At 39.6% G+C, this 22,415-nt stretch carries 22 protein-coding genes; 12 read left to right on the forward strand and 10 right to left on the reverse strand.

The window, feature by feature from the left end; all coding sequences use genetic code 11:
- The first annotated feature begins 68 nt into the window (after positions 1-68).
- On the forward strand, positions 69-1,190 hold the full coding sequence (locus K2F45_RS13800) for an acyltransferase family protein (RefSeq protein ID WP_075992688.1): 1,122 nt from the start codon (positions 69-71) through the stop codon (positions 1,188-1,190).
- Positions 1,191-1,750: 560 nt separating this feature from the next.
- On the opposite strand, the gene K2F45_RS13805 is transcribed toward K2F45_RS13800, so the two are convergent.
- A complete protein-coding gene (locus K2F45_RS13805; RefSeq protein WP_248931731.1) occupies positions 1,751-3,211 on the reverse strand; it encodes an exonuclease domain-containing protein in 1,461 nt (486 codons plus the stop codon).
- Between the two features lie 122 nt (positions 3,212-3,333).
- Here K2F45_RS13805 and K2F45_RS13810 point away from each other — a divergent pair, with 122 nt between their 5' ends.
- On the forward strand, positions 3,334-3,672 hold the full coding sequence (locus K2F45_RS13810) for a GNAT family N-acetyltransferase (RefSeq protein ID WP_237241674.1): 339 nt from the start codon (positions 3,334-3,336) through the stop codon (positions 3,670-3,672).
- A 90-nt stretch (positions 3,673-3,762) separates the two neighbouring features.
- Here K2F45_RS13810 and hutG read toward each other — a convergent pair whose 3' ends face one another.
- Genes hutG through hutH form a run of 4 tightly spaced genes read right to left on the reverse strand, consistent with a single transcriptional unit; the run spans position 3,763 to position 9,604 of the window.
- Positions 3,763-4,767 carry a formimidoylglutamase gene (hutG, locus tag K2F45_RS13815; RefSeq protein WP_075992690.1) on the reverse strand — a complete coding sequence of 335 codons (1,005 nt, stop codon included), beginning with the start codon at positions 4,765-4,767 and terminating at the stop codon, positions 3,763-3,765.
- A complete protein-coding gene (locus tag K2F45_RS13820) occupies positions 4,764-6,782 on the reverse strand; it encodes a urocanate hydratase (protein WP_075992691.1) in 2,019 nt (672 codons plus the stop codon). Before K2F45_RS13820 ends, hutG begins: the two co-directional genes overlap by 4 nt.
- Before the next feature lie 4 nt (positions 6,783-6,786).
- On the reverse strand, positions 6,787-8,037 hold the full coding sequence (gene hutI / locus K2F45_RS13825; protein WP_172840693.1) for an imidazolonepropionase: 1,251 nt from the start codon (positions 8,035-8,037) through the stop codon (positions 6,787-6,789).
- A 7-nt stretch (positions 8,038-8,044) separates the two neighbouring features.
- The gene (gene hutH, locus K2F45_RS13830; protein ID WP_075992692.1) at positions 8,045-9,604 is read right to left on the reverse strand and encodes a histidine ammonia-lyase; all 1,560 of its coding nucleotides are present in this window, start codon (positions 9,602-9,604) and stop codon (positions 8,045-8,047) included.
- 77 nt (positions 9,605-9,681) lie between these two features.
- On the opposite strand from hutH, the gene K2F45_RS13835 reads away from it, so the two are divergent.
- The 6 genes from K2F45_RS13835 (at position 9,682) to K2F45_RS13860 (ending at position 16,488) form a co-directional block, all read left to right on the forward strand.
- The gene (locus K2F45_RS13835) at positions 9,682-10,614 is read left to right on the forward strand and encodes a LysR family transcriptional regulator (protein WP_075992693.1); all 933 of its coding nucleotides are present in this window, start codon (positions 9,682-9,684) and stop codon (positions 10,612-10,614) included.
- Between the two features lie 117 nt (positions 10,615-10,731).
- The gene (locus tag K2F45_RS13840; protein ID WP_075992694.1) at positions 10,732-11,022 is read left to right on the forward strand and encodes an antibiotic biosynthesis monooxygenase family protein; all 291 of its coding nucleotides are present in this window, start codon (positions 10,732-10,734) and stop codon (positions 11,020-11,022) included.
- Between the two features lie 109 nt (positions 11,023-11,131).
- Positions 11,132-11,638 carry an S-ribosylhomocysteine lyase gene (locus tag K2F45_RS13845; RefSeq protein WP_075992695.1) on the forward strand — a complete coding sequence of 169 codons (507 nt, stop codon included), beginning with the start codon at positions 11,132-11,134 and terminating at the stop codon, positions 11,636-11,638.
- Positions 11,639-12,280 carry a 5'-methylthioadenosine/S-adenosylhomocysteine nucleosidase family protein gene (locus K2F45_RS13850; protein WP_075992696.1) on the forward strand — a complete coding sequence of 214 codons (642 nt, stop codon included), beginning with the start codon at positions 11,639-11,641 and terminating at the stop codon, positions 12,278-12,280.
- Positions 12,281-12,493: 213 nt separating this feature from the next.
- Complete coding sequence (locus tag K2F45_RS13855) at positions 12,494-14,677, forward strand: bifunctional alpha,alpha-trehalose-phosphate synthase (UDP-forming)/trehalose-phosphatase (protein WP_075992697.1); 2,184 nt, start codon at positions 12,494-12,496, stop codon at positions 14,675-14,677.
- The gene (locus K2F45_RS13860) at positions 14,677-16,488 is read left to right on the forward strand and encodes a glycoside hydrolase family 15 protein (RefSeq protein ID WP_075992698.1); all 1,812 of its coding nucleotides are present in this window, start codon (positions 14,677-14,679) and stop codon (positions 16,486-16,488) included. Before K2F45_RS13855 ends, K2F45_RS13860 begins: the two co-directional genes overlap by 1 nt.
- 84 nt (positions 16,489-16,572) lie before the next feature.
- Here K2F45_RS13860 and K2F45_RS13865 read toward each other — a convergent pair whose 3' ends face one another.
- From K2F45_RS13865 to K2F45_RS13875, 3 genes are all read right to left on the reverse strand, one after another.
- A complete protein-coding gene (locus K2F45_RS13865; RefSeq protein ID WP_075992699.1) occupies positions 16,573-16,758 on the reverse strand; it encodes a CsbD family protein in 186 nt (61 codons plus the stop codon).
- Positions 16,759-16,797: 39 nt separating this feature from the next.
- Complete coding sequence (locus K2F45_RS13870; protein ID WP_157626102.1) at positions 16,798-17,070, reverse strand: hypothetical protein; 273 nt, start codon at positions 17,068-17,070, stop codon at positions 16,798-16,800.
- A 181-nt stretch (positions 17,071-17,251) separates the two neighbouring features.
- Positions 17,252-17,830: a hypothetical protein gene (locus K2F45_RS13875; protein WP_075992701.1), complete on the reverse strand. Its 579-nt coding sequence runs from the start codon at positions 17,828-17,830 to the stop codon at positions 17,252-17,254.
- Positions 17,831-17,975: 145 nt separating this feature from the next.
- On the opposite strand from K2F45_RS13875, the gene K2F45_RS13880 reads away from it, so the two are divergent.
- Entirely contained in the window at positions 17,976-18,326 is a 351-nt protein-coding gene (locus K2F45_RS13880) for a hypothetical protein (protein ID WP_075992702.1), read from the forward strand.
- A 57-nt stretch (positions 18,327-18,383) separates the two neighbouring features.
- Here K2F45_RS13880 and K2F45_RS13885 read toward each other — a convergent pair whose 3' ends face one another.
- The gene (locus K2F45_RS13885; RefSeq protein WP_153848526.1) at positions 18,384-18,635 is read right to left on the reverse strand and encodes a hypothetical protein; all 252 of its coding nucleotides are present in this window, start codon (positions 18,633-18,635) and stop codon (positions 18,384-18,386) included.
- A 402-nt stretch (positions 18,636-19,037) separates the two neighbouring features.
- Here K2F45_RS13885 and K2F45_RS13890 point away from each other — a divergent pair, with 402 nt between their 5' ends.
- The 3 genes from K2F45_RS13890 to K2F45_RS13900 all read left to right on the forward strand — a co-directional run bounded on the left by K2F45_RS13890 (position 19,038) and on the right by K2F45_RS13900 (position 21,196).
- Positions 19,038-19,538, forward strand: coding sequence for an RNA polymerase sigma factor (locus tag K2F45_RS13890; protein WP_075992704.1), 501 nt, complete (start codon positions 19,038-19,040; stop codon positions 19,536-19,538).
- A 77-nt stretch (positions 19,539-19,615) separates the two neighbouring features.
- Positions 19,616-19,807: a hypothetical protein gene (locus K2F45_RS13895; RefSeq protein WP_075992705.1), complete on the forward strand. Its 192-nt coding sequence runs from the start codon at positions 19,616-19,618 to the stop codon at positions 19,805-19,807.
- A gap of 414 nt (positions 19,808-20,221) precedes the next feature.
- Complete coding sequence (locus K2F45_RS13900) at positions 20,222-21,196, forward strand: DNA topoisomerase IB (protein ID WP_075992706.1); 975 nt, start codon at positions 20,222-20,224, stop codon at positions 21,194-21,196.
- Here the strand turns inward: K2F45_RS13900 and K2F45_RS13905 are convergent.
- On the reverse strand, positions 21,193-22,398 hold the full coding sequence (locus K2F45_RS13905; RefSeq protein ID WP_075992707.1) for an NAD(P)/FAD-dependent oxidoreductase: 1,206 nt from the start codon (positions 22,396-22,398) through the stop codon (positions 21,193-21,195). The two genes, K2F45_RS13900 and K2F45_RS13905, sit on opposite strands and share 4 nt — an antisense overlap.
- Positions 22,399-22,415: the final 17 nt, after the last annotated feature.

The following is a 22,415-nucleotide window of genomic DNA, read 5'->3' on the forward strand; positions in this document are numbered from 1 at the left end:
TTAGACCAAGCATAGGCTGTTCAAAGGATTAATTCCTTGAACAGCCTTTTTTACGAATATACTTTATTATGACTCGTTTTAAATCACTGGATATTTTCCGTGGGTTTACACTCGCGGCTATGATTCTCGTCAATAATCCCGGCAACTATCATCATGTATTTCCTCAACTTGAACACTCCATCTGGCATGGATGTACGTTTACAGATCTTATATTTCCATTTTTCTTATTTGCTGTTGGAAACTCGATGGCATTTTCTTTAAAAAATATAGATCAACAGGCTCCATCAGCCTATTGGCAAAAAGTTGCGAAAAGAACGGGCATCCTTTTTATGCTGGGCATCTTTTTAAATGTTTTTCCTTTTGTTGAATGGAATAGCCTTCACAAGCTGGAATGGATTCCATTTGCCAAGTACAGGTATTTCGGCGTATTGCAACGTATCGCTATCTGTTATTTCAGTTGCGCCATGTTAATATATTATTTTAAAGATAAAGGCACAATTATCATCGGTGTGGCCTTTCTCTTGTTCTATTGGTTGATTTGCTACTATAGTAATCCATCGGATCCCTATAGTTTGGACGGTTGGTTCGGAACAGCACTCGATATCCGAATCTTTGGTGCATCCCATCTCTATCACGGCGAGGGCACAGCATTTGATCCAGAGGATATCTGGAGCGCATTACCGGCCATCAGTCAAACAATATTCGGGTATATTACCGGAAAGTACATTATTCAAAAACTGACAGGAAAAAGGGAGCTGATGAACCTCGTTGTCGTAGGTCTGTCCTTTATCCTTATTGGCTATCTATGGTCATTTGTTTTTCCTATTAATAAGAAGATCTGGACCAGCAGCTACGCCGTATTCAGCACTGGAATTGCACTCTCTTTTCTTGGTATATTAATCTATCTTATCGAATTTCAAAACATCAAAGGGATAATTTACACTGTCCTTGACGATTTCGGTAAGAATACACTATTTATCTATTGTCTTAGCGGCTTAATCCCCACGATTTGTTCTTTTATTCTCATCGGGGATACACATCAAAATCTTTGGAACTTAAGCTACCATTTCCTGTTTGATAGCTGGCAAAACCAACGATTATCGTCCGCCCTATTTGCGCTGCTATTTGTCGCTTTGAATTGGTTGATCGCATATTGCCTACGGAAGAAAAAGATCTATATTAAAATCTAGGTCGAGGTACCGTTGGCTTAAAATAGGCAATCTGAATAATAGGAATAAAAAAAAAGGGCCAAGGCCCTTTTTATATATAAAGATATGGATAAGATATACCGCAGCTACTTTTAGAAAACGCCCCATCTTTGTTTTACTATTTCGCTATTACAGTATGCTGACACTAAAATAGCTCAAACTAACTATACAGAGAAAAAACTTAGGGGGACAAAGGGGGGACAAAATACAATCGCTTGAAAAACAGCAAATTGAAACACGTATTTAAATTAAAAAAAGCGCTACTTTATTTTGAATAATCATAATAGAAGTCATACTTCGCGTAAAATTCTTGTCCGGAAATATTAAAAAAAGAAAACCTGAGGTTGGGAGCCCCAGGTTTTAACTAACCAATTATTAACCTAAATTATGAAAAGTCTTTTTTTAATATTCTACACAAAGAATATTTCAACTATTGGACCAAAATCGCGCGTAATTTACTATTTCACATTTCTTTAACAGATTACTGAGATTGAAATGACTAAAGGGAAGACATTTCCAAAATAAGAATAGAACATAAACTGTTAAAAGAAATTAAAGAGACTATTCGGAGCCAATTTTTCATAAGAGAAATCAGGTTCTGCCGCAACATCAGGTAAAATCTTTGATTTTGTTAGGAAATGTATTTTAGCGGGATGTCTTTCTGCTGCCATTTTGACCAATTCCATCATGTAGTGATTGCTCTGATATCTTTTTACTTGTCCTTTTATATCTTCAAACCCGCTATACTGGCCGTATTGATCAATATATCCCATTCCATAAAAAACACCATTTTCAATGACGATACAGCTTTTTTCATCGGAATTACGTCCTTTATCGATCAATACAAAGGATGGCTGCTGTTTGAGCCAATCCTCGATACAACGTTCCACCCGGGTATTGTGTAGGTCTCGATCGGGCAATTCGGTCTTCTTTAGCGCTTTCGTAGACAAACTGGCGTGCCCAAACTGACAAAATTGCGGATTAATAGCGTCATGCTGAATAAAGTTTTGCAGCAACTGAATAGCGTCATATTCGCGCTGAAACAACTGAACACATTCTTGTCCCCTTGTCGTCTTCCCAATAGCCAGATGGAGATAGCCATTTTGATCCTCATAAGAAAACAAACCGAATTTAGGCTCATACCGTTTAAGTGCTCTATTATATTTTGGCCAGAACTTTTTGATTTCCGCACATTCCAACAACAATGACATCAGCTCTGTCCCGCAGCACTCATAACTTATATGATGAATTTCCTTTAAGAAATGTTGCCTTTGCGCTTGAATATTATTCCCTGTAAAATGAGACAATACTCTTTTTTTTATATTGACGGCTTTGCCAACATAAATTACTTTTCCAGCTTTGTCGTGAAAATAATAGACTCCAGCCTCGTTGGGCAATTGTTCATACTCCAAGGGATTTAAATGCGGTGGAAACCGTTGATCTAGCGCTTTATGTTTAATCATATCCTGAAATACCTGTTCGGTATCTAGCACTTTCAAATAAGCAAAGAGAATGGCTGTTGCATCGGCGTCGCCACCTGCACGGTGCCTATTTTCAATCGGGATATCTAAATAATCACATAATCGCCCCAAGCTATAGGACAATAATCCCGGCTTTATTTTTCGCGCATAGCGTACTGTACACAATTTAATCGCCGACCACTCGAAGCCCGATTCCTGAAGCTGAAATCGAATGAATGAATAATCAAAATTTACATTATGTGCAACAAAAATACGGTCTTTGAGCATTTCATAAATCTGCTCGGCTACTTCATCAAATAATGGAGCGTCCTTCACCATGTCATTGTTTATACCCGTAAGCGCAAAAATCGAATTCGGAATCTCTTTCCCTGGATTCACCAAGGTCTCCCAACGTTCCAAAACCTGATTACCATCATGAATAACAATGGCAACCTCTGTGATCCTGCTCGATTTTGCATTGCCACCTGTAGTCTCTATGTCCACAATGGCAAATTCTTGTCTTTTGCTTTGATTTACACTCATAACGCAAAGCAAACATACTAAAAATATTAGCTATCCAAAAGAATCATCGCAATTTTACAAAACACGGACGCCAATTATACAATCTAGCTGATAGAAATAGCTGTTTTTCTAAACTACTGTTCATGTTATATATTGCTGGATTTTGTTTATTTTGGCTTTTCTTAATTAAATTCATGCTCATGGAAATAATACAAAAAAATAACGATAAACATGGTAGCTTTGAGGTTATCGATCAAGAAAAGTCAGTGGCACAAATGACCTATACCTGGGCTGGCCCTACAAAATTCATTATAGACCACACGGAAGTAAATTCAGAATACGCAGGAAAAGGGCTAGGTAAACAGCTATTGATGGCGGCAGTGACTTATGTACGTAAAGAAAATTTAAAAATTATGCCTTTATGTCCTTTTGCAAAATCAGTTTTTGATAAGGATCCAGCATTAGCCGATGTGCTTTTTTAAGACCTCGCCAATGTGAAAAAAGATGGTTAGATTGCTGTCGCAATGTATCTAACCATCTTTTTTGCCTCCTGTTTAGCTAATGAGCAGTTGCTAATCAAGTTTGATTGCTAATTTGTTTATCAACTTAAAAATGAGATCAGCCGTTAGTTTGGCCGTTCTGGAATCAATATCAAAATGGGGATTGAATTCGGCAAAATCGACAGATTTTAGATTAGGCAGATCCAGTAGCATATCGTAGATCGTAAAAAACAAATGATCAGGAACTATACCGTTAAATGCCAATGCACTTACTCCCGGTGCATAGGCTGCAGCGAAAGCATCAAGATCAACCGTCAAATACACATAATCCACTAATTTGGAGAAACGAACAATTTTCTCCCTAATTAAATCCAGCTTTTCAATGACCAAACTCTCTCTTTCAATAATCTGCACATCCTTCTCTTTGGCATAGTCCAGCAATCCCTTGGTGTTACTAATTCCCTGAATACCGATCGCCAAGTAATGAAATGGCAAATCAGCTTTAGACTGATCCTGCTCGATTTGAAAGAAGCCCGTTCCAGAATTCCCTTTGCCATCCTGCAATGGACGGATGTCTAAATGGGCATCCAAATTAATAATGCCAAGACTTTGGTTACGACTCTTTAGAAATTCTTTAACACCCAAATAATGGCCGTAAGTTACTTCATGGCCACCACCTAAGATGACTGGAAATCCTTCTTGTTCGAGAATACAATTTAATGCAGCCCCAAGCCCCTGTTGAGATAGCTCTAAATCACTGTCTTTTATAAGTATATCACCGCAGTCTTTAAGTTTTAGTTTATCAGAAAAATGTACAGGAAGGTTTGTTAATACATTCCGAAGTGCTGTCGGTCCATCTTTGGCTCCTACACGACCTTGATTGCGTCCAACCCCCTCATCGCTACAGAATCCGAGAAAAGCAATGGACTGCCTTAAATCGGGCTGCCCGAGAAGATCAACACAATCCATTAATTGATGCCAGCGCATCCATTCACGATCCTGCCCATCGATACGCCCCTTCCAGACCGCTTGGTCTCCTTTGTTGTATATTTCCGGATTATTCAACAATAAGTTCATTCGCTCAGATCAAATAATTGTTCGATAATATCGTCATCTACAAGTTGGGCGCGGGTAACTTGCAATGTCGTATTTTTCTCCATTGCACGATCTAGCGCCTGATTAGCTTCCTTATTTCTAGCCCAGGCGCGCCTAGCAATCCCATTATTCACATCAAAATACAGCATCTTTTCTAACTTAAAAGCTGCTTCTTCAGAGCCATCTAGCAGTAGACCGAAGCCTCCGTTGATGACTTCACCCCAACCGACTCCGCCGCCATTGTGAATAGATACCCAAGTGGCCCCCCGGAAACTGTCGCCAATGACGTTATGAATAGCCATATCTGCTGTAAATTGACTGCCGTCGTAGATATTGCTTGTTTCCCGATAAGGTGAATCGGTACCGCTCACATCATGATGGTCTCTTCCCAAAACAATAGGTGCTTCAAATAAGCCACTTTTTACGGCTTCATTAAAAGCCTTTGCTATGGCAATACGTCCATTGGAATCTGCATAAAGAATACGCGCCTGAGAGCCTACTACAAGTCTATTTTTACCAGCTTCTTTGATCCATTGAATATTATCTTGCATCTGCTGCTGAATCTCCACAGGGGCTTCTTTTCGGAGCTTTTCTAAAACTGTCATGGCTATTTCGTCTGATTTTTGGAGATCCGAAGTCTTTCCAGACGTGCAAACCCAGCGAAATGGTCCAAAACCATAGTCAAAACACATTGGACCAAGAATATCCTGCACATAAGATGGGTAGCGGAACTGATCCTTTTTATCATTCCATACGGCTGCACCAGCACGACTGCTTTCCAACAGAAACGCATTGCCGTAATCAAAGAAATAGGTTCCCTTGGATACATGCTTATTGATGGCATCGACATGTCGTACTAAGCTTTCTTGTACACATCGCTTAAACCGGTCAGGATCGGTCGCTAATAGCGCATTGGATGCTGCAAAGGTCAGCCCCATTGGATAATAGCCCCCGGACCAGGGATTATGTAATGATGTCTGATCAGATCCTACCGTGATGTGGATATTTTCGCGATCAAAGGCTTCCCACACTTCGACAATATTACCGATATAGGCGAAGGAAATTGTTTCCTTTTGATCCATCGCCAACTGTACCTGTTCAACGAGTTCATTGATATTTTCTATCAATCGGTCTACCCAACCCTGTTCATGCCGCTTTTTTGCCGCAGCGGGATTGATTTCAGCGCATACGGTGATACAGCCGGCAATATTACCTGCTTTGGGCTGTGCGCCACTCATACCTCCCAAACCAGAAGTCAAAAACACCTTGCCTTGAATGGTATCGTCTACTGCTAAATGTTTTCGAAAAGCGTTCATGACAGTAATTGTGGTGCCATGCACAATACCCTGCGGACCAATATACATATAGGAACCTGCTGTCATCTGTCCATATTGTGTAACACCTAAGGCGTTAAAACGTTCCCAGTCATCCGGTTTCGAATAGTTTGGAATCATCATGCCATTGGTTACAACAACACGAGGTGCATGTTGTGAGGAAGGGAAAAGCCCCATTGGATGACCACTGTAAAGATGTAAAGTTTGCTCATCTGTCATCTGCGAAAGATACTGCATGGTGAGGCGATATTGAGCCCAATTTTGGAAAACAGCTCCATTCCCACCATAGGTAATCAGTTCATGGGGATGTTGTGCTACAGCTGGATCGAGGTTGTTCTGAATCATCAACATAATAGCTGCCGCCTGCTTACTCACTGCTGGATAATCATCTATCGGTCGAGCGTGCATTGCATATTGGGGTCTAAAGCGGTACATGTAGATTCGCCCAAAACTACGAAGCTCCTCTAAAAATTCAGGTGCTAAAACCGTATGCCATTGTTTTGGAAAATAACGCAATGCATTCCGTAGGGCCAGCTTCTCTTCCGACTTGGTGAGAATATCCTTTCGTCTGGGGGCATGACTTATTGTATGATCTCGTTCTACTTTTGGAGGTAATACGGTCGGAATACCTTCCGCAACCTCACTCTTAAATGTATCTTCCATGTTGTTATATTGAGAATACTTCCTGACCATTTTTCCATACTGCTGTAGGCTGCAAGCTTCCTTGGTAGTAGGTAATATCCTGATAATTATCTGTTTTAAATAAACTAAAATCTGCTTTCATGCCCTTGGTCAACACGCCGCGATCCGACAGGTTTAAGGCTTTTGCAGCACGGTAGGTTAGTGCCGCAAGCAGCTCAGCATTCGTCAACTTTTCTGCTGTTGCCAAAATACTCGCACTCGTCAGTAACTGTCCCATGGGCGCGGAACCTGGATTCCAGTCACTTCCTATTGCCAAACATGCCCCTGCATCCAGCAACTTTCTAGCAGGTGTAAAACCACATCCCAGACCGATTGAGGCGGCAGGCAGCGCCACAGCAACAGTAGCTGAGTGTGCGATGAGTTCTATTTCAGCCGCAGTTGATGCTTCAAGATGATCCGCGGATTGCGCACCGAGTTCTACAGCAATCTGACTTCCCGAAGTGGTAAACTGATCGGCATGAATAGTCAGATCAAAACCCATTTCTTTTGCTTTTCGTAAATAGGCCACAATGTCTTCCCCCTGAAAAGCCGTTTTTTCGATAAATGCGTCAATCCGATTCGATAGCCCTTCTGATTTCAATAGGGGAAAAAGATCTGTTGTGATCAGATGAAGATAATCTTTTGCGGATCCGTCGAAGTCCCGTGGGAGCATATGTGCAGCCAAACAAGTTGGAATAAGGTCTGATGCTGTACGACGATCCGATTTCTGAATGCCCCGTAATATCTTAAGTTCTTCTTTAACATTGAGGCCGTAACCACTTTTAACTTCAATTGTTGTGATTCCTTGCCTTAATAGAAAATTTGCGCGCTGGATAGTGAGATCAATCAATTCTTCTGCCTTACAATCCCGCGTATGGGAAACGGTGCTCCAGATCCCACCTCCTGCCGCTGCAATCTCCAGGTAGCTTGAGCCTGCATTTCGAAGGGCGAAATCATTCGCTCGATTACCGGCAAAAGCAATATGTGTATGGCAATCAATAAAGCCTGGCAGAGCGACCTGATCTCCTTCTACAAGTACAAGTGCCGCCTCCTTTCCCCATTGCAGTTGTAATTGCTCAAAATCCCCCACTTCCAATATATGGTTACCCGCTATTAAAATACCTCCTTCTTTAATAATAGCCAATTGTTTATCGTGGAGTGCCCCATTTACGGGCATATTTGACAGCGTTAATACCTGCCTAAAAGGTCCAACTAATTTCAGCTCTTTTTCCATCATTCTTCGTTTAAAACATTTCAAACCTTTGTTTCAAATCCGCTTCAATCTCACCTGTAGCATATTGACGATGCAATGTGATCAGTTCGCCTGATTTTACGAGGCTTAGTGCCTCCGTCAGCAGCTCTTCCATCGGTTGATCGGATTCAATATGCGGAATGGACTGGCGAATTCTTGCATGGATAGCTTCCAATGCTGCAGTCGATTTTAATGGCTGATGGTAATCTTTGGCCTGTGCCGCACATAACAGTTCAATACTTAGTATTTTATCGACATTGTCAATGACCTGCAGTAATTTTCGGCCGGCAATAGATCCCATACTGACATGATCTTCCTGGCCTAAAGAGGTAGGAATACTATCTGCACTTGCAGGAAAACAAAGTCCTTTATTCTCACTTGCTATCGCGGCAGTGCTATATTGTAAGATCATAAATCCTGAATTGAGACCGGTTGACTTCATTAACAATTTTGGGACGCCGTTGGTTTGACCTTCTAAAGACAAATAGACCCTTCGGTCCGAAATATTGCCAATTTCCGATGCGGCCAGTGTGGCATAATCCAAAGGCAGAGCAATTGACTGTCCGTGAAAGCTACCGCCACTAATGGTTAGTTCATCATTAATGATCACAGGATTATCGGTCACTGCATTTATTTCGATTTCTATGGTATCCTTCAAATGAAACCAAGCATTGCGTGATGCTCCATGGACCTGAGGGATACAGCGCAGCGAGTAGGGATCTTGTACACGAGAACAGTCTTTGTGGCTTTCCAAAATGGCCGAGCCATGAAGCATGTTAAAAATGCTTGCAGCGACATAGCGGTTTCCTGGGTGCGGGCGTAATTGATGTAATTCTGTAAAAAATGGTTTTATTGAACCATTTAAGCCTTCAATCATTAAGGTAGCAATAATGTCAGCGTTCTGAAGTACACGATTTAACTCGGCAACAGCCATCACACCATGTGCCGCCATAAATTGAGTTCCATTGATTAAAGCCAGCCCTTCTTTTGCGCCCAGCTGAACCGGTGCCATACCGTGTTTTTCCAAAACGGCAGCTGTCTCCACAATCTCCCCTTCTACGTTAACTTTTCCTAAACCAATCAATGGTAAAAATAAATGTGACAATGGGGCCAAATCACCCGATGCGCCCACAGAACCTTGTTTGGGGACCACAGGAATGACATGATTTTCAATATGCCAAATAATCCGCTCAATCGTCGCATACTGAACTCCTGAAAATCCTTTAGAAAGCGCGTGAACTTTAAGAATAAGCATCAATTTGGCCAAATCGTTGGCTATAGGTTCTCCCATACCGACAGCATGGCTTTTTAGAATATTTTCCTGTAACAGCTGCGTTTGACTTGCATCAATAAGTGTGGTGCACAATGGACCAAAACCTGTATTGATCCCATAGACAACCTCACCGCGCTCTACTATTTTCCTGACATAACTGGCGCTTTGCTCGATCTTATCCTTGACTTCGGGGGAAATTTCCCCGGTAACCGTTCCTTTTGCTATCGCTAAAGCTGTGGAGCATGTTAGCTGCCCACTGCCATATAAAAATTTTTCCATTATCATAACTGCTTTACTCAAATGTACTTGCTATATTTGATAATTAGAAATACCATTTTTATCATCAATTGATAACCATGAATTATCAAATAGAGCTAAGACATTTACTGTATTTTAAAGTATTGGCGGAAGAACTGCATTTTAGAAGGGCTGCCGAAAAATTGTTTATTGCGCAGCCAGGCTTGAGCAGGCAAATTAAGCAGCTGGAGGAATCCTATGGCGTAACATTCTTTGAGCGTAATAAACGAAATGTTCAAATGACTGAAGCGGGGATGTATCTCTTTCAGGAGGTGAAAGAACTATTTAGGCACTTGGATCAGATTGAAACTCAACTTCAAAGTTTTGCCAACGGTAAAATAAGCACCTTAAAGCTGGGGTTTATCGGGTCGGCTGTTCAAACAATCTTACCGCAATTGCTTGTCACCTTAAAACAGCAGCAGCCTGATATCGAGTTATCACTTCACGAACTAGCGAATGAAACCCAGCTGGATCTGCTGGAGAAAAAAGAACTGGACTTAGGGTTTGTTCGTCTTTCCGAAACGCCCCCCGGGTTATGTAGCCTGCCTCTACATACAGAGCACTTTAGCCTCGTTTTACCCAACGATCATCCCCTATTGAAGTCGCCGCAACCAAGTCTTGATGCGTTCAAAAATGAATCATTTATCTTATTTTCCAAAAACTATAGCCACTCGTATTATGATCTCGTGATGAGCATTTTTAGTGATCATAAGTTTATCCCCAAAGTTACTTTACGCACAGTGAATGCTTTAACTATTTTCAATATGGTTGCTCAGGGACTGGGTGTTGCAATAGTTCCTTCATCTTTAAAGAACGGATACCATGTTGATGTCACTTTCCTTGAATTGACCACTTTACCACAACGAACAACGCTCTCTTTAGTTTGGAATGCCCAAAATCGTAATCCCGGTATTCCATTAGTTATTCAGATCATCGCTTCGCAACCCAACAAAACTGGACCTGATACTGCCGGCATAAACAATAATAGCTAAGACTGCATCAAAAGAATGCCAAATAAATTGTTCGGATAAGCTTGTTATTGTATTGCATATAAAAAACAAATTCTCTAAGTTTGATATATTTACTAAACTTTATTTAAAAAACGAATTATGATTTTAGAAGTAGCTGTATTACAAATTATTGAAGGAAAACAGTCCGATTTTGAAAGAGATTATAAAACAGCTTGCCAGTATATTAGTGCGAGTAAAGGTTATATCACGCATTCCTTACGTAAATGTATTGAAAAAGATAACCAGTACATTTTGTTGGTTGAATGGGAAACTTTAGAAGACCATACCATTGGTTTCAGGGAGTCGGCATTATTTAAGGAATGGGAGAAACTTTTACACCATTACTACGATCCATTTCCAACAGTCGAACATTATGAAGTGTTAAAATAGTAGTTTTGTCGTCCTTTTCTACAATAATCTAGTATCTTTGTAGAAATTTTTGATATTCAACTTTTAACCCCTATAACGTCACAAGCGTTATAGCTTTGAACAGAACAAGATGTACACAAAAGAAAAAGCAAAAGTAAATAGTTTTACGGTAGATCATACCAAGTTAAAACAAGGGATCTACGCTAAAGCTTCTACAACCAATAACAGCAATGTTGAGAGTTATACAACTTACGACATTCGCATGATCAGACCGAATTCTCCGGAGCGTATGCTATCACCTGAGGTCATGCATACCTTAGAACATTGTTTTGCAACAGAAATTAGAACCATCTTAGGTGATGAAGTTATTTATGTTGGGCCAATGGGCTGTTGCACGGGATTTTATGTTGTATTGGCTGGAACAGCGAAAACTCCTCAGAACGTGGCGGAATTGATGAAAGAAGTATTAGAGACTGTTCTTACAGAAGGATACGAAGTACCTTTCCAAAATCCAATTAGCTGCGGAAACTACACATTCATGGATTTTCCCACCTCAAAACAGGCTTGTGTTAACTTCTTAAATCTAATTACTGCCGAAGAATTGGAATTTGAGTATCCATATATCGAAGAAAATTAAATGATCCTGAATAAAGATATTGAAACGATTATCTTGGTAGCAAATAAAAATGAGCTATCTTTTAATTCGACAAGTGAATCGACTTTTGTATACGAAATTGGTGTAGGTAAAGTAAATGCGCTCCTGTCCGTAGCTACGCTTTACGAAGACATCAAAGCATTAGGGATCAGTCCTGTTCTTCTCAATGTTGGCACGGTAGGTTGTACAAGGCATCCGATAGGCCATGTCCTTTATCCGGCATACTATGCACAAGGGGATGCTTATACGGATGGATTTTTCCTGGAAAACACCTTGTTTTTTAAAGGTCAAGGCGTATTGGAATCCATATCTCGTGATGAATTTCGCTACGAAGATGCACTTTTGACATCGGATCGTTTTATCAATGTAAATACTGCTTTTTATCAGGATATCAAACATTTTAATCCTTTGGCATTTGATATGGAATCTTATGCCCTAGCGAATTTCTGTTTTCAAAAAAATCTCACCTTTCATAGTATTAAAATTGTTTCAGACAATTGTGATGGCACAGTTAAAGATTGGGAAAGTATTTTAGGAGAAATTTCAGGGAGATTAGGTGATATTCTCGATCAATTCATGAAAAAGCTGGATAACGAAAAAGCTGCTGCGGTCAGTATATCGTAATCTAATGAAATAGCAAAAAAAAGACCTGTAGAAATAAAGGTCTTTTTTTTTGCAAATTACCGTGTTCTTTCTTCAACAGCTTCCCTCTTGTCTTTCTAATTTGAATTTATTCAAACTATTCTCTCCCGAGGTTGTTCAGATAAGTGGATTACAAGCCCATCGTTATTTCAATATAACTCTTCCACACTGCAAATAAATCGATCTAATATTCTTATGAAGAAAAAGAAGAAAATAATAATTTCAAATAGACTGCCGATACAAATAGAACGAAAAAAAGAAAAATTAATCATCAAGCCGAGTGCGGGCGGACTGGCAACCGGTTTAAATTCCGCCTTTGATACGGATGAAATACTTTGGGTTGGCTGGCCGGGAATTGTTCCCAAAGATGAAGAGGAAAAAGAAAAGATTGTCGAGCTTCTCAAACCGATGAGCTTACTTCCTGTTTTCTTATCAAAAGATGAAATACATAATTTCTACGAAGGTTATTCCAATGAGGTCCTCTGGCCTATTTGCCACTATCAGCCGAGCTACATCCATTTTGACCGCGAATATTGGTCTACCTATGTCATGGTAAATAAGAAATTCTGCGAGGCTGCGCTTTCTATCGATGAGCCATCCGATTTTATTTGGGTCCATGATTATCAGCTTATGCTGCTCCCTCAACTGCTGCGTTCAGAGAAACAAGAGCTCAACATCGGTTATTTTCACCATATTCCTTTTCCTTCGGAGGAACTCTTTATGAACATTCCGCAACGTAAAGAATTGGTTGAAGGTTTACTGGGAGCAGATCTTATCGGATTTCATACTTTCGCCGATAGTCAGAACTTTCTAAATGCCTGCAAAAAAATATTGCATGTATCATCTGGACATAACCAGCTCAAGTACAAAGACCGTCATATATTTATAGAATCCTTTCCGATGGGCATTGATTTTGATAAATTCGTCGAAGTCAGCAGTCAGCCTAAAATCCAGTCGATTGCAAGCCAATTCCGGAGCCATTTTCCCGATCAAAAGATTATTATAGCTGTAGATAGGCTCGATTATAGCAAAGGCATATTAGAGCGATTACGTGCTTTTCTCACTTTCCTTGAAAAATACCCCGAATGGCATACAAAAGTTATATTGTATATGCTTATCGTACCCTCTAGGGATAAGGTATCGCAATACAAAAAACTGAAAGATGAGATTAACCGGAAGGTGAGTGAAATCAACTCCATTTATGGCAATCTAAGCTGGACGCCGGTACTATATTTTTACAAATCACTTCCATTCGAGGAGCTGGTTGGATTATATGTTGCATCCGATATCTGTATGATTACATCTACGCGAGATGGGATGAATCTTGTAAGTAAAGAATACATCGCCAGTAAGACTTTATCAAAGGGGGTATTGATTTTAAGTGAGTTTGCAGGCGCCTCCAAGGAACTCGTTGATGCCTTGATTATTAACCCCTATAATCGTACAGAAACGGCAGACAGTATTTACCAAGCGCTTAAAATGCCGCCCGAAGAAATTCAGGAACGTACCGATGCCAATATTCAGATTATACAGAAGTTTAATGTGCAGCATTGGGTGCAGCTCTTTACCAATCGTTTGGCCGAGACCAAAGCCATACAACGTGACGAATGGGCAAGACGAATCTCGGATAAGGTATTGAATAGTATTTCAGAAAGGTATAGCAAAAGTAGCAATAGACTCTTTTTTCTGGACTATGACGGTACTTTGGTCAAATTCCAGAATCATGCCCAGAAAGCGAGTCCGACGACCCTGTTGTATAACCTTTTGGATAATATCATTTCTGATCCACTCAATACATTGGTCATCATAAGCGGCCGATCACAAGAGAGCTTATCGTCTTGGTTTGACGGTCGATCATACTATTTAGTTGCCGAACATGGCATTTGGTCAAATTTCCCAAATTTCAACTGGTCGTATAAGAAAGGATTGGCCCTCCACTGGATGCCTGAAGTAAAAAAGCTGATGGAAAAACTCGCCGATCAAACTCCGGGGGCTTACATCGAGGTCAAGCCCTACTCGTTAGCTTGGCATTATAGAAAAGTGGAACTGGGCTTAGGCGAACTTAAAGCAACCGAGCTAAAGGAGATCTTAAACCCAATGCTCAACGACTATGGATTACAGCTACTGGACGGAAATGCTGTCATTGAGGTCAAAAATACAGAAGTTAATAAAGGTAAGGCGGCATTGGAAATCGCAGGACATATAAAAGCAGATTTCATGTTGGCTATTGGCGACGACATTACCGACGAGGATCTATTCAGGTATCTACCGCAATCGACCATAAGTATTAAGGTAGGCAGCAACAAATCTGCAGCAAAATATTATTTAGATGAACAAGAAGATGTTCTTCAATTTTTAAATCAACTTATCGTAAAATAATGAACGAAAATACAACAGAAAACAGACATATCTACCAATCTGGAATCATTGGAAATTGTTCCTACATAGCGCATGTTGGCATCGATACAAACATATCATGGTTGTGCTGGCCATCGTTCGAAGATAGCTTTGTATTCGGCAGTATGATTGATAAAAATCAAGGTGGAACTTTCAAGATCAGTTCAGAGGAAGCAGTTGTGGAAACCAAGCAGTATTACATCAAAAACTCCAATGTGCTCTGTACGGAAATCCACACGGAATCCTACGCCTATCGTATTACAGATTTTGCACCTCGTTTTGAACAATTCGGGCGGTATTTTAAACCATTGATGCTGATACGAAAGATCGAACCACTGCATGGTGCCCCTAGCGTCAACATTAGATGTCAGCCGACTGCTGACTACGGCCGATTGGCACTTAAGCCTACCCGTGGCAGCAACCATATTCTTTATAGCAACGATCAGGTCGGAGAACGAATTCGACTTACCACTGATCTGCCTATTTCACATTTCTTCCAAGAGGAAAGCTGGACCATTATCAGTGAAAATAAATACCTTATACTGACGTATGATGCTGCTTTCGAATCGGCCATTGTAAGCACCTGTGAGGATTTCCTCCATAAAACGCTCAGTTATTGGCAGCGATGGATTAAAAGGTGTAGTATCCCTAACATTTATCAAACAGAAGTTATACGATCGGCTCTGGTGCTGAAACTTCATCAATATGAGGATACCGGAGCAATTATCGCTGCATCAACAACTAGTCTGCCCGAATATCCAGGTTCGGGCAGAAACTGGGACTACCGTTATTGCTGGGTACGTGATAGTTATTATGTCTTAACAGCATTGACGCACATCGGTCAGTTTGAAGAAATGGAAAGCTTTGCTAATTATATTGCTGGTATCACGCATCGCAACCCTGGAAGACTTCAACCTTTGTATGGTATCCTTGGTACCACCGAACTGACAGAACATATCTTACCTTACCTAAAAGGCTATCAGGATAACGGTCCAGTGCGGATTGGCAATCAAGCTTTTGAACATATCCAAAACGATGTATACGGCCAAGCAATGATTGCCTTGTTACCTCTTTTCACTGATCAGCGTTTTAAAATCCATGAAAACAAGAATGTTTTAGGCTGGGTAAATTTCATTCTCGAAAAGATTGAGGCTACTATCGAGGAAAAAGATGCCGGTATCTGGGAGTTTAGAAATTTCGCCAACCACCATTGTTATTCCAATCTTTTTCAATGGGTCGGATGTAAGGCGGCCCTATTGATTGCGCGTCAAAATGGTTATCAAGATATGGAGGATCGCGCGAATGTCCTCTTAAAAAAAGCAGAAGCTTACATCGAGGCCTGTTATGACGAAGAGCGAAAAGTCTATCAGAATGCTATTGATAGCCGGAATTTAGACGCCAGTACCTTGCAGCTCATTGTCATGGATTACCTTGACCCAAAATCGGAACGCGCCCTTCATCATCTCGAAATGCTGGAAAAGGAATTAAAAGGTGAAAATGGACTTTTCTATCGCTATAAACATCAGGATGATTTCGGCAGACCCAAATCCACTTTCTTAGTCTGTGCATTTTGGTACGTGGAAGCGCTAGCCTGTGTCGGCCGTGTGGAGGAAGCGAAAGAGATCCTCGAACGTTTGCTGACCTACAGCAATCACCTGGGGCTGTTCAGTGAGGATGTTACCGAGGACAATGGCAGCCAATGGGGCAATTTCCCACAGGCCTACAGTCACGTTGGCTTGATGAATGCCGTTTATCGTCTTGCCATCAAATTAGATAAACCAATTTTTCAATGACATAAAAACAAAATGTGCGATCAAAATAAATTGATCGCACATTTTTGCGCTTATAATTGCCAATTAAATGGCCTTGATAAAATATTACAATTTATCCAGCCAGTTTTCTACCTCTTCTTTGGTTTTTCCGGTCTTTTGTTGCAATTTACCCAACAATTCATCTTCCTTTCCCTCGGCATACAACAGATCATCATCGGTTAAATCTGCATATTGCTGTTTCACTTTACCTTTCAGCTCGTTCCAACGGCCTTTCCATGTTAAATTACTCATAAATGCTCCTTGTTTTTAAAAAATGAAATGTATGTGCTTTTATATTAATGTCTGTTTATAGCTGTCAAAATGTTCACAGATCTCCTCCATCCCGATTTGCTTGCCCATCAAGTCTATAAAACGGTTTTTATACAAGGAAAATATGTATAGTCCCGTTGCCAAACTCCCTATGACAAAAATACCTTCCAGCTCATTGCTCTTCACAAGCTTGTTGTTCAGGTGACACTCTTTGAGTAATGGAATGTTATAAGAAGACCATTTACCCATTTTATCTTTGAGTACCAAACCAATATTTTTTGTCCCTGTCATCATTTCAGCTCCTTTTATTAGAAAAACAGCTACTTTACTTCAAATGTTTTCTAATTTTTGTCATTTTGAAAAGAATAGGTCTTTCATACACAAGAGCAAGTAATTATACGGTGGCGTCCAAAAAAAATGTTTCCAATTGATTAATTGGAAACATACTGTTAAAGATTGCTTTTACTATTTTTTGTTAGCGTTTACCTGGTAAATAGATTTGAAAACCTACGCCAACGCCTAAACCACTCGCACCGCTGCCTGTATTAATATTAGCCTTGCTATAATTGTAGCCAAAGGTAGCTTCCAAAGCAACAGTTCGTGTGATAAAATGTGCATATCCAACATTGGCTCCTACAGCCAGTGCGACATCTTTGCCCCTAGAACTTCCTGAAATACCAATGTCTCCCTGTCCAAAAAACCGACCTGTACTTGATCCCGCATTTGGAAAGTAATAACGCACAAATGGCGCTACACCATAAGTCCATTCATTATCAGCATCTTTTTGAGTAGCCAAGCCAAGATTTGCCTGTGCACCAATAGCCAATCCATCGGACACGAAATAACCAGCTCGTGGTTGAAGTGCTACATTAAATGATTTTCCTTCAAAACTATAGCCAAGATTACCGATCGATCCACCGACCATCCAATTTCCTTGTCGAATAGGTTCAATTCCGACATCCGAGGACATCTGTGGCGTAGTTTCAATTTTCTGAGCATGGGCCTGATACCCAATTCCTGCTGTTATTAATAAAAGAAGTGTCAATTTTCTCATAGTATCTCTATTATCTAAATTACTTTAGTTTAATAACAAGATCGACAAATGAAAAGTTTTAAATTTATTCTTAAAATATATCGTTTTGTCATTTTGTAAAAAAGAGAACCAATCAGATTTGACTCATGTTCCTATTAAAAAGACGATGAATACAGCAATTCAATTTGGTGATGCTATTTCAGATTATTTCCAAGAAAGCTCCCTATTCTTGCACGAAATAGCCCCAATGGAAAACCAACCGGACAGCTACAGTCTTAAGTCCGTATTTAGTCCATCCAAGGTTTCGGATCGAGATACGTTCAATCTCAAACTAGACTCTCCAAAAAGTATGGCTGGCCCCGATCCAAGTGAAGAAGAACAACGCGACCGCACCACTAAAGAAAAGATTAATACAGAAGAGGATCAACATAAAGAGAAACCAGATCATTCAGAAGAAGATATTTATGATGCTGATTCAGATCAAAAGGAAAAGGACAAAAAAAACTCCCACAACTAAGGGAGTTTTTTTGTGAATATAACGAAGAGGTCCGAGTGACCTTTTCTGAGTGCTCCTTTAAGGTTTAGATTGTATAGCATTGATGCTATCCTTCCTAAGCGTGTCTGCTAAACTGGTATCCTTCTGCATGCTCATTTTTTGTTGCTCGCTTAAATTGTATCTTGTTTCATCGGCAGCGCTCGGAGCGATATTGTCTGCCTGACCACTTCCCTCTGCTGGATTTTTGTTTGGATTTTGGCACGCAAAAAATAGTGTGCTGCAAAATAATAACGTTCCCAAAACTACCGTAAATTTCTTGCTCTTTTTCATATTCTGTTTTGTTTTTGTGATCAACCTTTTTCTTAAGAACCACATTCAGAACTTATTAGTTTAATAAAAACTGATAAAAAACAATCATTTAAACTTCTGCTTAAAAAAATAGACAGTTCCCATACTCCACCTAATACAGAAGGATACCCGTAATAAAGACATTTTTTAATGGAACAAATACCCAATTGACCGGCCCCTAATCGGCCGCCTATTTTTATCGGGACGCTTTCAATTGTGTATTCTTGTAGCGTTTAGGCTACAAAACGATCAATACGCATGTGTACGTATTTTCCCCCTATGCCTGTTTAAACAAGTTTTAGATGAACCTGAAAACGTAAATGTAGCACTTAAATTGCACCTCCATGTATCAAATAAACATCAATCAATTTAAAAAACGGTACTATGAGCAATTCCAATTTGAATATTTTAGTCGAGGAAAAAAGAAGTCTTTTGAAACATTTTGCTGGAAAATTCACCAATGATCCCGATGAAAAAGAGGATTTAATTCAAGAAACGCTTATTCGTGCATTGAAATCGATCGATGATTTTATCCGTCATCCAAAATTAATGTCGTGGCTCTACGTTATTATGAAAAATGTTTACATTAACCAATATCGTAAAGCCAAACGTACAAACGACATCCATGAAACATACATCGGTCTAGAAAGCACGAACACTGTAGAATCCAATAAAAGTGACAACAAGTTTATCGCTGATGATATTCAAAAAGCGATGTGCAGTTTGTCCGAAGAAAATTATCAAGTATTTCAATTATTCCTTGAGGGATACAAATACCATGAGATCGCCACCTATTTTGGCATGCCCGAAGGAACAATCAAAACAAGGATACATATGACGCGAAAAAAGCTTCAAAAACAGCTTAAAATTTACAAATTAAAATAAAACAAAATGTAGCTTTTGAGGTTATTTACCTAGAGTAACTTAACCAGATAGCTGACAATTCGCTAAATAATAAATATATGAAATCAGAAGTTAAAACAAAAAATCAGCACAATATGGTCATTACGCTGATTATCTGTGGCGGTCCCATTGGAAAGGGAAATGGTAAGACCATTGTACAAGCGGCCGTTACGGACACATTAGACAAAAATCAAACTAAAGTAGAGACAGAAAAAGCTAAAAAATCTTCTTCTGTAAATAAAACAAAATAGATGAGAATTTACTCATAGAACATTTGAAATTTATCCATAGAAAGGGTTGTTTTTGTTAAGAAAGTAACCCTTTTTAGTATATTTTTCTTTCTATTTACATGATAGTCCGCCCCCCCGCCCCCTTTTCCTGTATAAAACCCTTGATTTATGTAAATAATACGCATCTTATCTTTTTTGAAAACTGGAGAGACCTCTCATCCGTTCTTACAAGAAAGATTAAAAATTCACTCATCAGCATGATACAATGGAAACCAACCTTATAAATGACCATAGAATGATCATCGATCTTATACAGATCAACCATGATCGAATTGCTGATTAACAAATGGCAACTGATATGGTCTCAAGCATCCACATAAGAAATTTAAATAACATTTTTGGGTTTAAGCATACATTGACTTTGGAGATTATTATATGAAAGTAAAAGCTGGTTATACAAGAAAGAAAATAGGCAAGTCTTTTAAATATTTCGATACATCAGGAACAGAAGTATCTGATAAAAAGATCTTAGAAAGAATTATGAAACTGGTTATTCCACCCAACTGGAAGGATGTATGGATTGCCAAAAGTAAGACCAGTGATCTGCAAGCTTTTGGATTCGATCAAAAAGAGCGTAAACAATATATCTACCATACGAAATTCGTTGACCAACGGCAAGCGGCAAAGTTCAGCAATATTCTTTTTATGGGTAAATATTTACAAGAATTAAGAAAGATCAGCACTAAACATCTAAAAAAACAGGTCTGGGATATGGATAAATTGTGTGCAATTGCTTTTAAAATTATGGACAGCACATTAATTCGTATCGGCAATAAGCGCTATACACTGACCAATAAGTCATATGGCCTAAGTACACTGGAAAAAAGGCACGTCACCATCGAAAACAACACGATATCTTTGGCTTATAAAGGTAAAAAGGGTGTTTTTCAGCAAAAGTCATGGTCCAATAGGCAACAAGCTAAGCTTTTGGAAGAACTTTTAAAAATGAAAGGAAAAAGGATATTTCAGATTGATAGTGCTACGTGCGAAAGCACGTTCTGCGGTGCGGCCTTTAATCAGTATCTCCGGGAGAATTCTACAGGTCAGATCAGCTGTAAAAGCATTCGTATTTGGGGAGCCAGTCGAGAAGCTTTTTACCAGCTCGCCCAAACAAAACAGGCTGAGTCGCTTAATGCCCGAAAAAGACAGTTAAACAAAGTCATTAAACATGTTGCTGAGCAACTCGGCAATACAAAGACTGTTTCACAGACTTATTATATCCATCCTGCCATACAACGTTTATTTATGGAGGGAAGATTCCCCAGTATAAAAAGTAAATTACCGCTTGCGAAATTAGAGGATAAATTGTACCGTTTTCTGCTTAAACACACCGATAAGGCAATTGTTTAACGTCCAAACCTAAACCATTCGTCCAATGGATGGCTTAGGTTATTCATCCAGCATGATGCCATATCCATGGCGGCAACAGAAAAAGTGATACCATTTCCACCGAAACCACACACAAAGTATGAGTTTTTAAACTTTTCATGTTTTCCAATATAGGGCAATCCATCTTTGGTTGTTCCAAAAGTACCAGCCCAGGCGAAATCTGCATGAAAGACCCTATCGGTAAAAATTTTGTTAAATGACTTTTCCAATTTAAGTGATTTCGCTGAAATGAGACTATCTCGCTTGATGGGGTCTTTAAATTCTTCATCTTCTCCCCCAATCAGAAACCTATGATCATCTGTGGTACGCATATACAGATAGGGTTCAGCAGTATTCCAAATGAGCAGATCGCGATACCGATCATAATTGTCTTTATCGACTTCTGACACGATTGCGAATGTACTCAATAGATCGACAAATTTTTCAGGAATAAGGTTTGTCGTTTCGTATCCTGTACAATAAATAATTTTCTTCACTTTGATTTTAGCTCCTGTCGAAGTGGTTACAAGATTATGCCCCGACTTATATAATACAGAGCCTAAGGCTGTTTTGTCGAAAATCAATAATCCCTTTCTAACGTTGTATGCCAGCAGTTCATGTGTAAAGCAAAAGGCGTCTATGCTTGCCCCTAAAGCCGAGAGAATTCCAGCATAAGCGCCATGTATAGCATAACGAGCCCTGATATCTTGTTCCGTTAACCATTTAACATCAAAACCCGCCGCTTGTCGGGCTTCAAACTCTTGCTTCAACCAGGAGATATCTTTTTTCCTTGCCGCGTAGTAGAGTGACTTTTTTGTTTGAAAACCAGCTTTGGACCGGATTTTCTTTGCAATTTCCCCCAATTTGACAATTGCTTCACCACAGGCTCTGTAGCTCGCTATTGCGCCCTCTTTACCAATTAATTCCTTTAATCTATACAAAGGCACATCAATTTCATATTGCAACATAGAGGTTGTTGCCGCCGAACTCCCATTCACAATTTCACGCTTGTCGATTAGAATACATTTCTTTCCATCGTTTATGCATTGATGTGCGATCAGCGCCCCTGTAATGCCGCCCCCAACGACAAGAATATCACAGTTAAGATCATCTTGCAAGGAAGGATAACTGTTTAGAAGACCGTTTTTTATTAACCAGAAAGGTTCATTTGACTTTAAATCCATTGTAATAAAAGCTTATT

This window comes from Sphingobacterium siyangense, from assembly GCF_023277505.1.
In the GTDB taxonomy this organism is placed as follows: domain Bacteria; phylum Bacteroidota; class Bacteroidia; order Sphingobacteriales; family Sphingobacteriaceae; genus Sphingobacterium; species Sphingobacterium siyangense.

Bases quoted from the DNA above. Each gene is read 5' to 3' on its own strand.
- hutG (WP_075992690.1), bottom strand. From the start codon at position 4,767: ATGAACTTATTGTTGAATAATCCGGAAATATACAACAAAGGAGACCAA.
- K2F45_RS13800 (WP_075992688.1), top strand. From the start codon at position 69: ATGACTCGTTTTAAATCACTGGATATTTTCCGTGGGTTTACACTCGCG.
- K2F45_RS13905 (WP_075992707.1), bottom strand. From the start codon at position 22,398: ATGGATTTAAAGTCAAATGAACCTTTCTGGTTAATAAAAAACGGTCTT.
- K2F45_RS13840 (WP_075992694.1), top strand. From the start codon at position 10,732: ATGATTTTAGAAGTAGCTGTATTACAAATTATTGAAGGAAAACAGTCC.
- K2F45_RS13895 (WP_075992705.1), top strand. From the start codon at position 19,616: ATGAAATCAGAAGTTAAAACAAAAAATCAGCACAATATGGTCATTACG.
- K2F45_RS13880 (WP_075992702.1), top strand. From the start codon at position 17,976: ATGAATACAGCAATTCAATTTGGTGATGCTATTTCAGATTATTTCCAA.
- K2F45_RS13805 (WP_248931731.1), bottom strand. From the start codon at position 3,211: ATGAGTGTAAATCAAAGCAAAAGACAAGAATTTGCCATTGTGGACATA.
- K2F45_RS13890 (WP_075992704.1), top strand. From the start codon at position 19,038: ATGAGCAATTCCAATTTGAATATTTTAGTCGAGGAAAAAAGAAGTCTT.
- K2F45_RS13835 (WP_075992693.1), top strand. From the start codon at position 9,682: ATGAATTATCAAATAGAGCTAAGACATTTACTGTATTTTAAAGTATTG.
- K2F45_RS13870 (WP_157626102.1), bottom strand. From the start codon at position 17,070: ATGATGACAGGGACAAAAAATATTGGTTTGGTACTCAAAGATAAAATG.
- K2F45_RS13885 (WP_153848526.1), bottom strand. From the start codon at position 18,635: ATGAAAAAGAGCAAGAAATTTACGGTAGTTTTGGGAACGTTATTATTT.
- hutI (WP_172840693.1), bottom strand. From the start codon at position 8,037: ATGATGGAAAAAGAGCTGAAATTAGTTGGACCTTTTAGGCAGGTATTA.
- K2F45_RS13845 (WP_075992695.1), top strand. From the start codon at position 11,132: ATGTACACAAAAGAAAAAGCAAAAGTAAATAGTTTTACGGTAGATCAT.
- K2F45_RS13860 (WP_075992698.1), top strand. From the start codon at position 14,677: ATGAACGAAAATACAACAGAAAACAGACATATCTACCAATCTGGAATC.
- K2F45_RS13865 (WP_075992699.1), bottom strand. From the start codon at position 16,758: ATGAGTAATTTAACATGGAAAGGCCGTTGGAACGAGCTGAAAGGTAAA.
- K2F45_RS13810 (WP_237241674.1), top strand. From the start codon at position 3,334: ATGTTATATATTGCTGGATTTTGTTTATTTTGGCTTTTCTTAATTAAA.
- K2F45_RS13820 (WP_075992691.1), bottom strand. From the start codon at position 6,782: ATGGAAGATACATTTAAGAGTGAGGTTGCGGAAGGTATTCCGACCGTA.
- K2F45_RS13900 (WP_075992706.1), top strand. From the start codon at position 20,222: ATGAAAGTAAAAGCTGGTTATACAAGAAAGAAAATAGGCAAGTCTTTT.
- K2F45_RS13855 (WP_075992697.1), top strand. From the start codon at position 12,494: ATGAAGAAAAAGAAGAAAATAATAATTTCAAATAGACTGCCGATACAA.
- hutH (WP_075992692.1), bottom strand. From the start codon at position 9,604: ATGGAAAAATTTTTATATGGCAGTGGGCAGCTAACATGCTCCACAGCT.
- K2F45_RS13850 (WP_075992696.1), top strand. From the start codon at position 11,639: ATGATCCTGAATAAAGATATTGAAACGATTATCTTGGTAGCAAATAAA.
- K2F45_RS13875 (WP_075992701.1), bottom strand. From the start codon at position 17,830: ATGAGAAAATTGACACTTCTTTTATTAATAACAGCAGGAATTGGGTAT.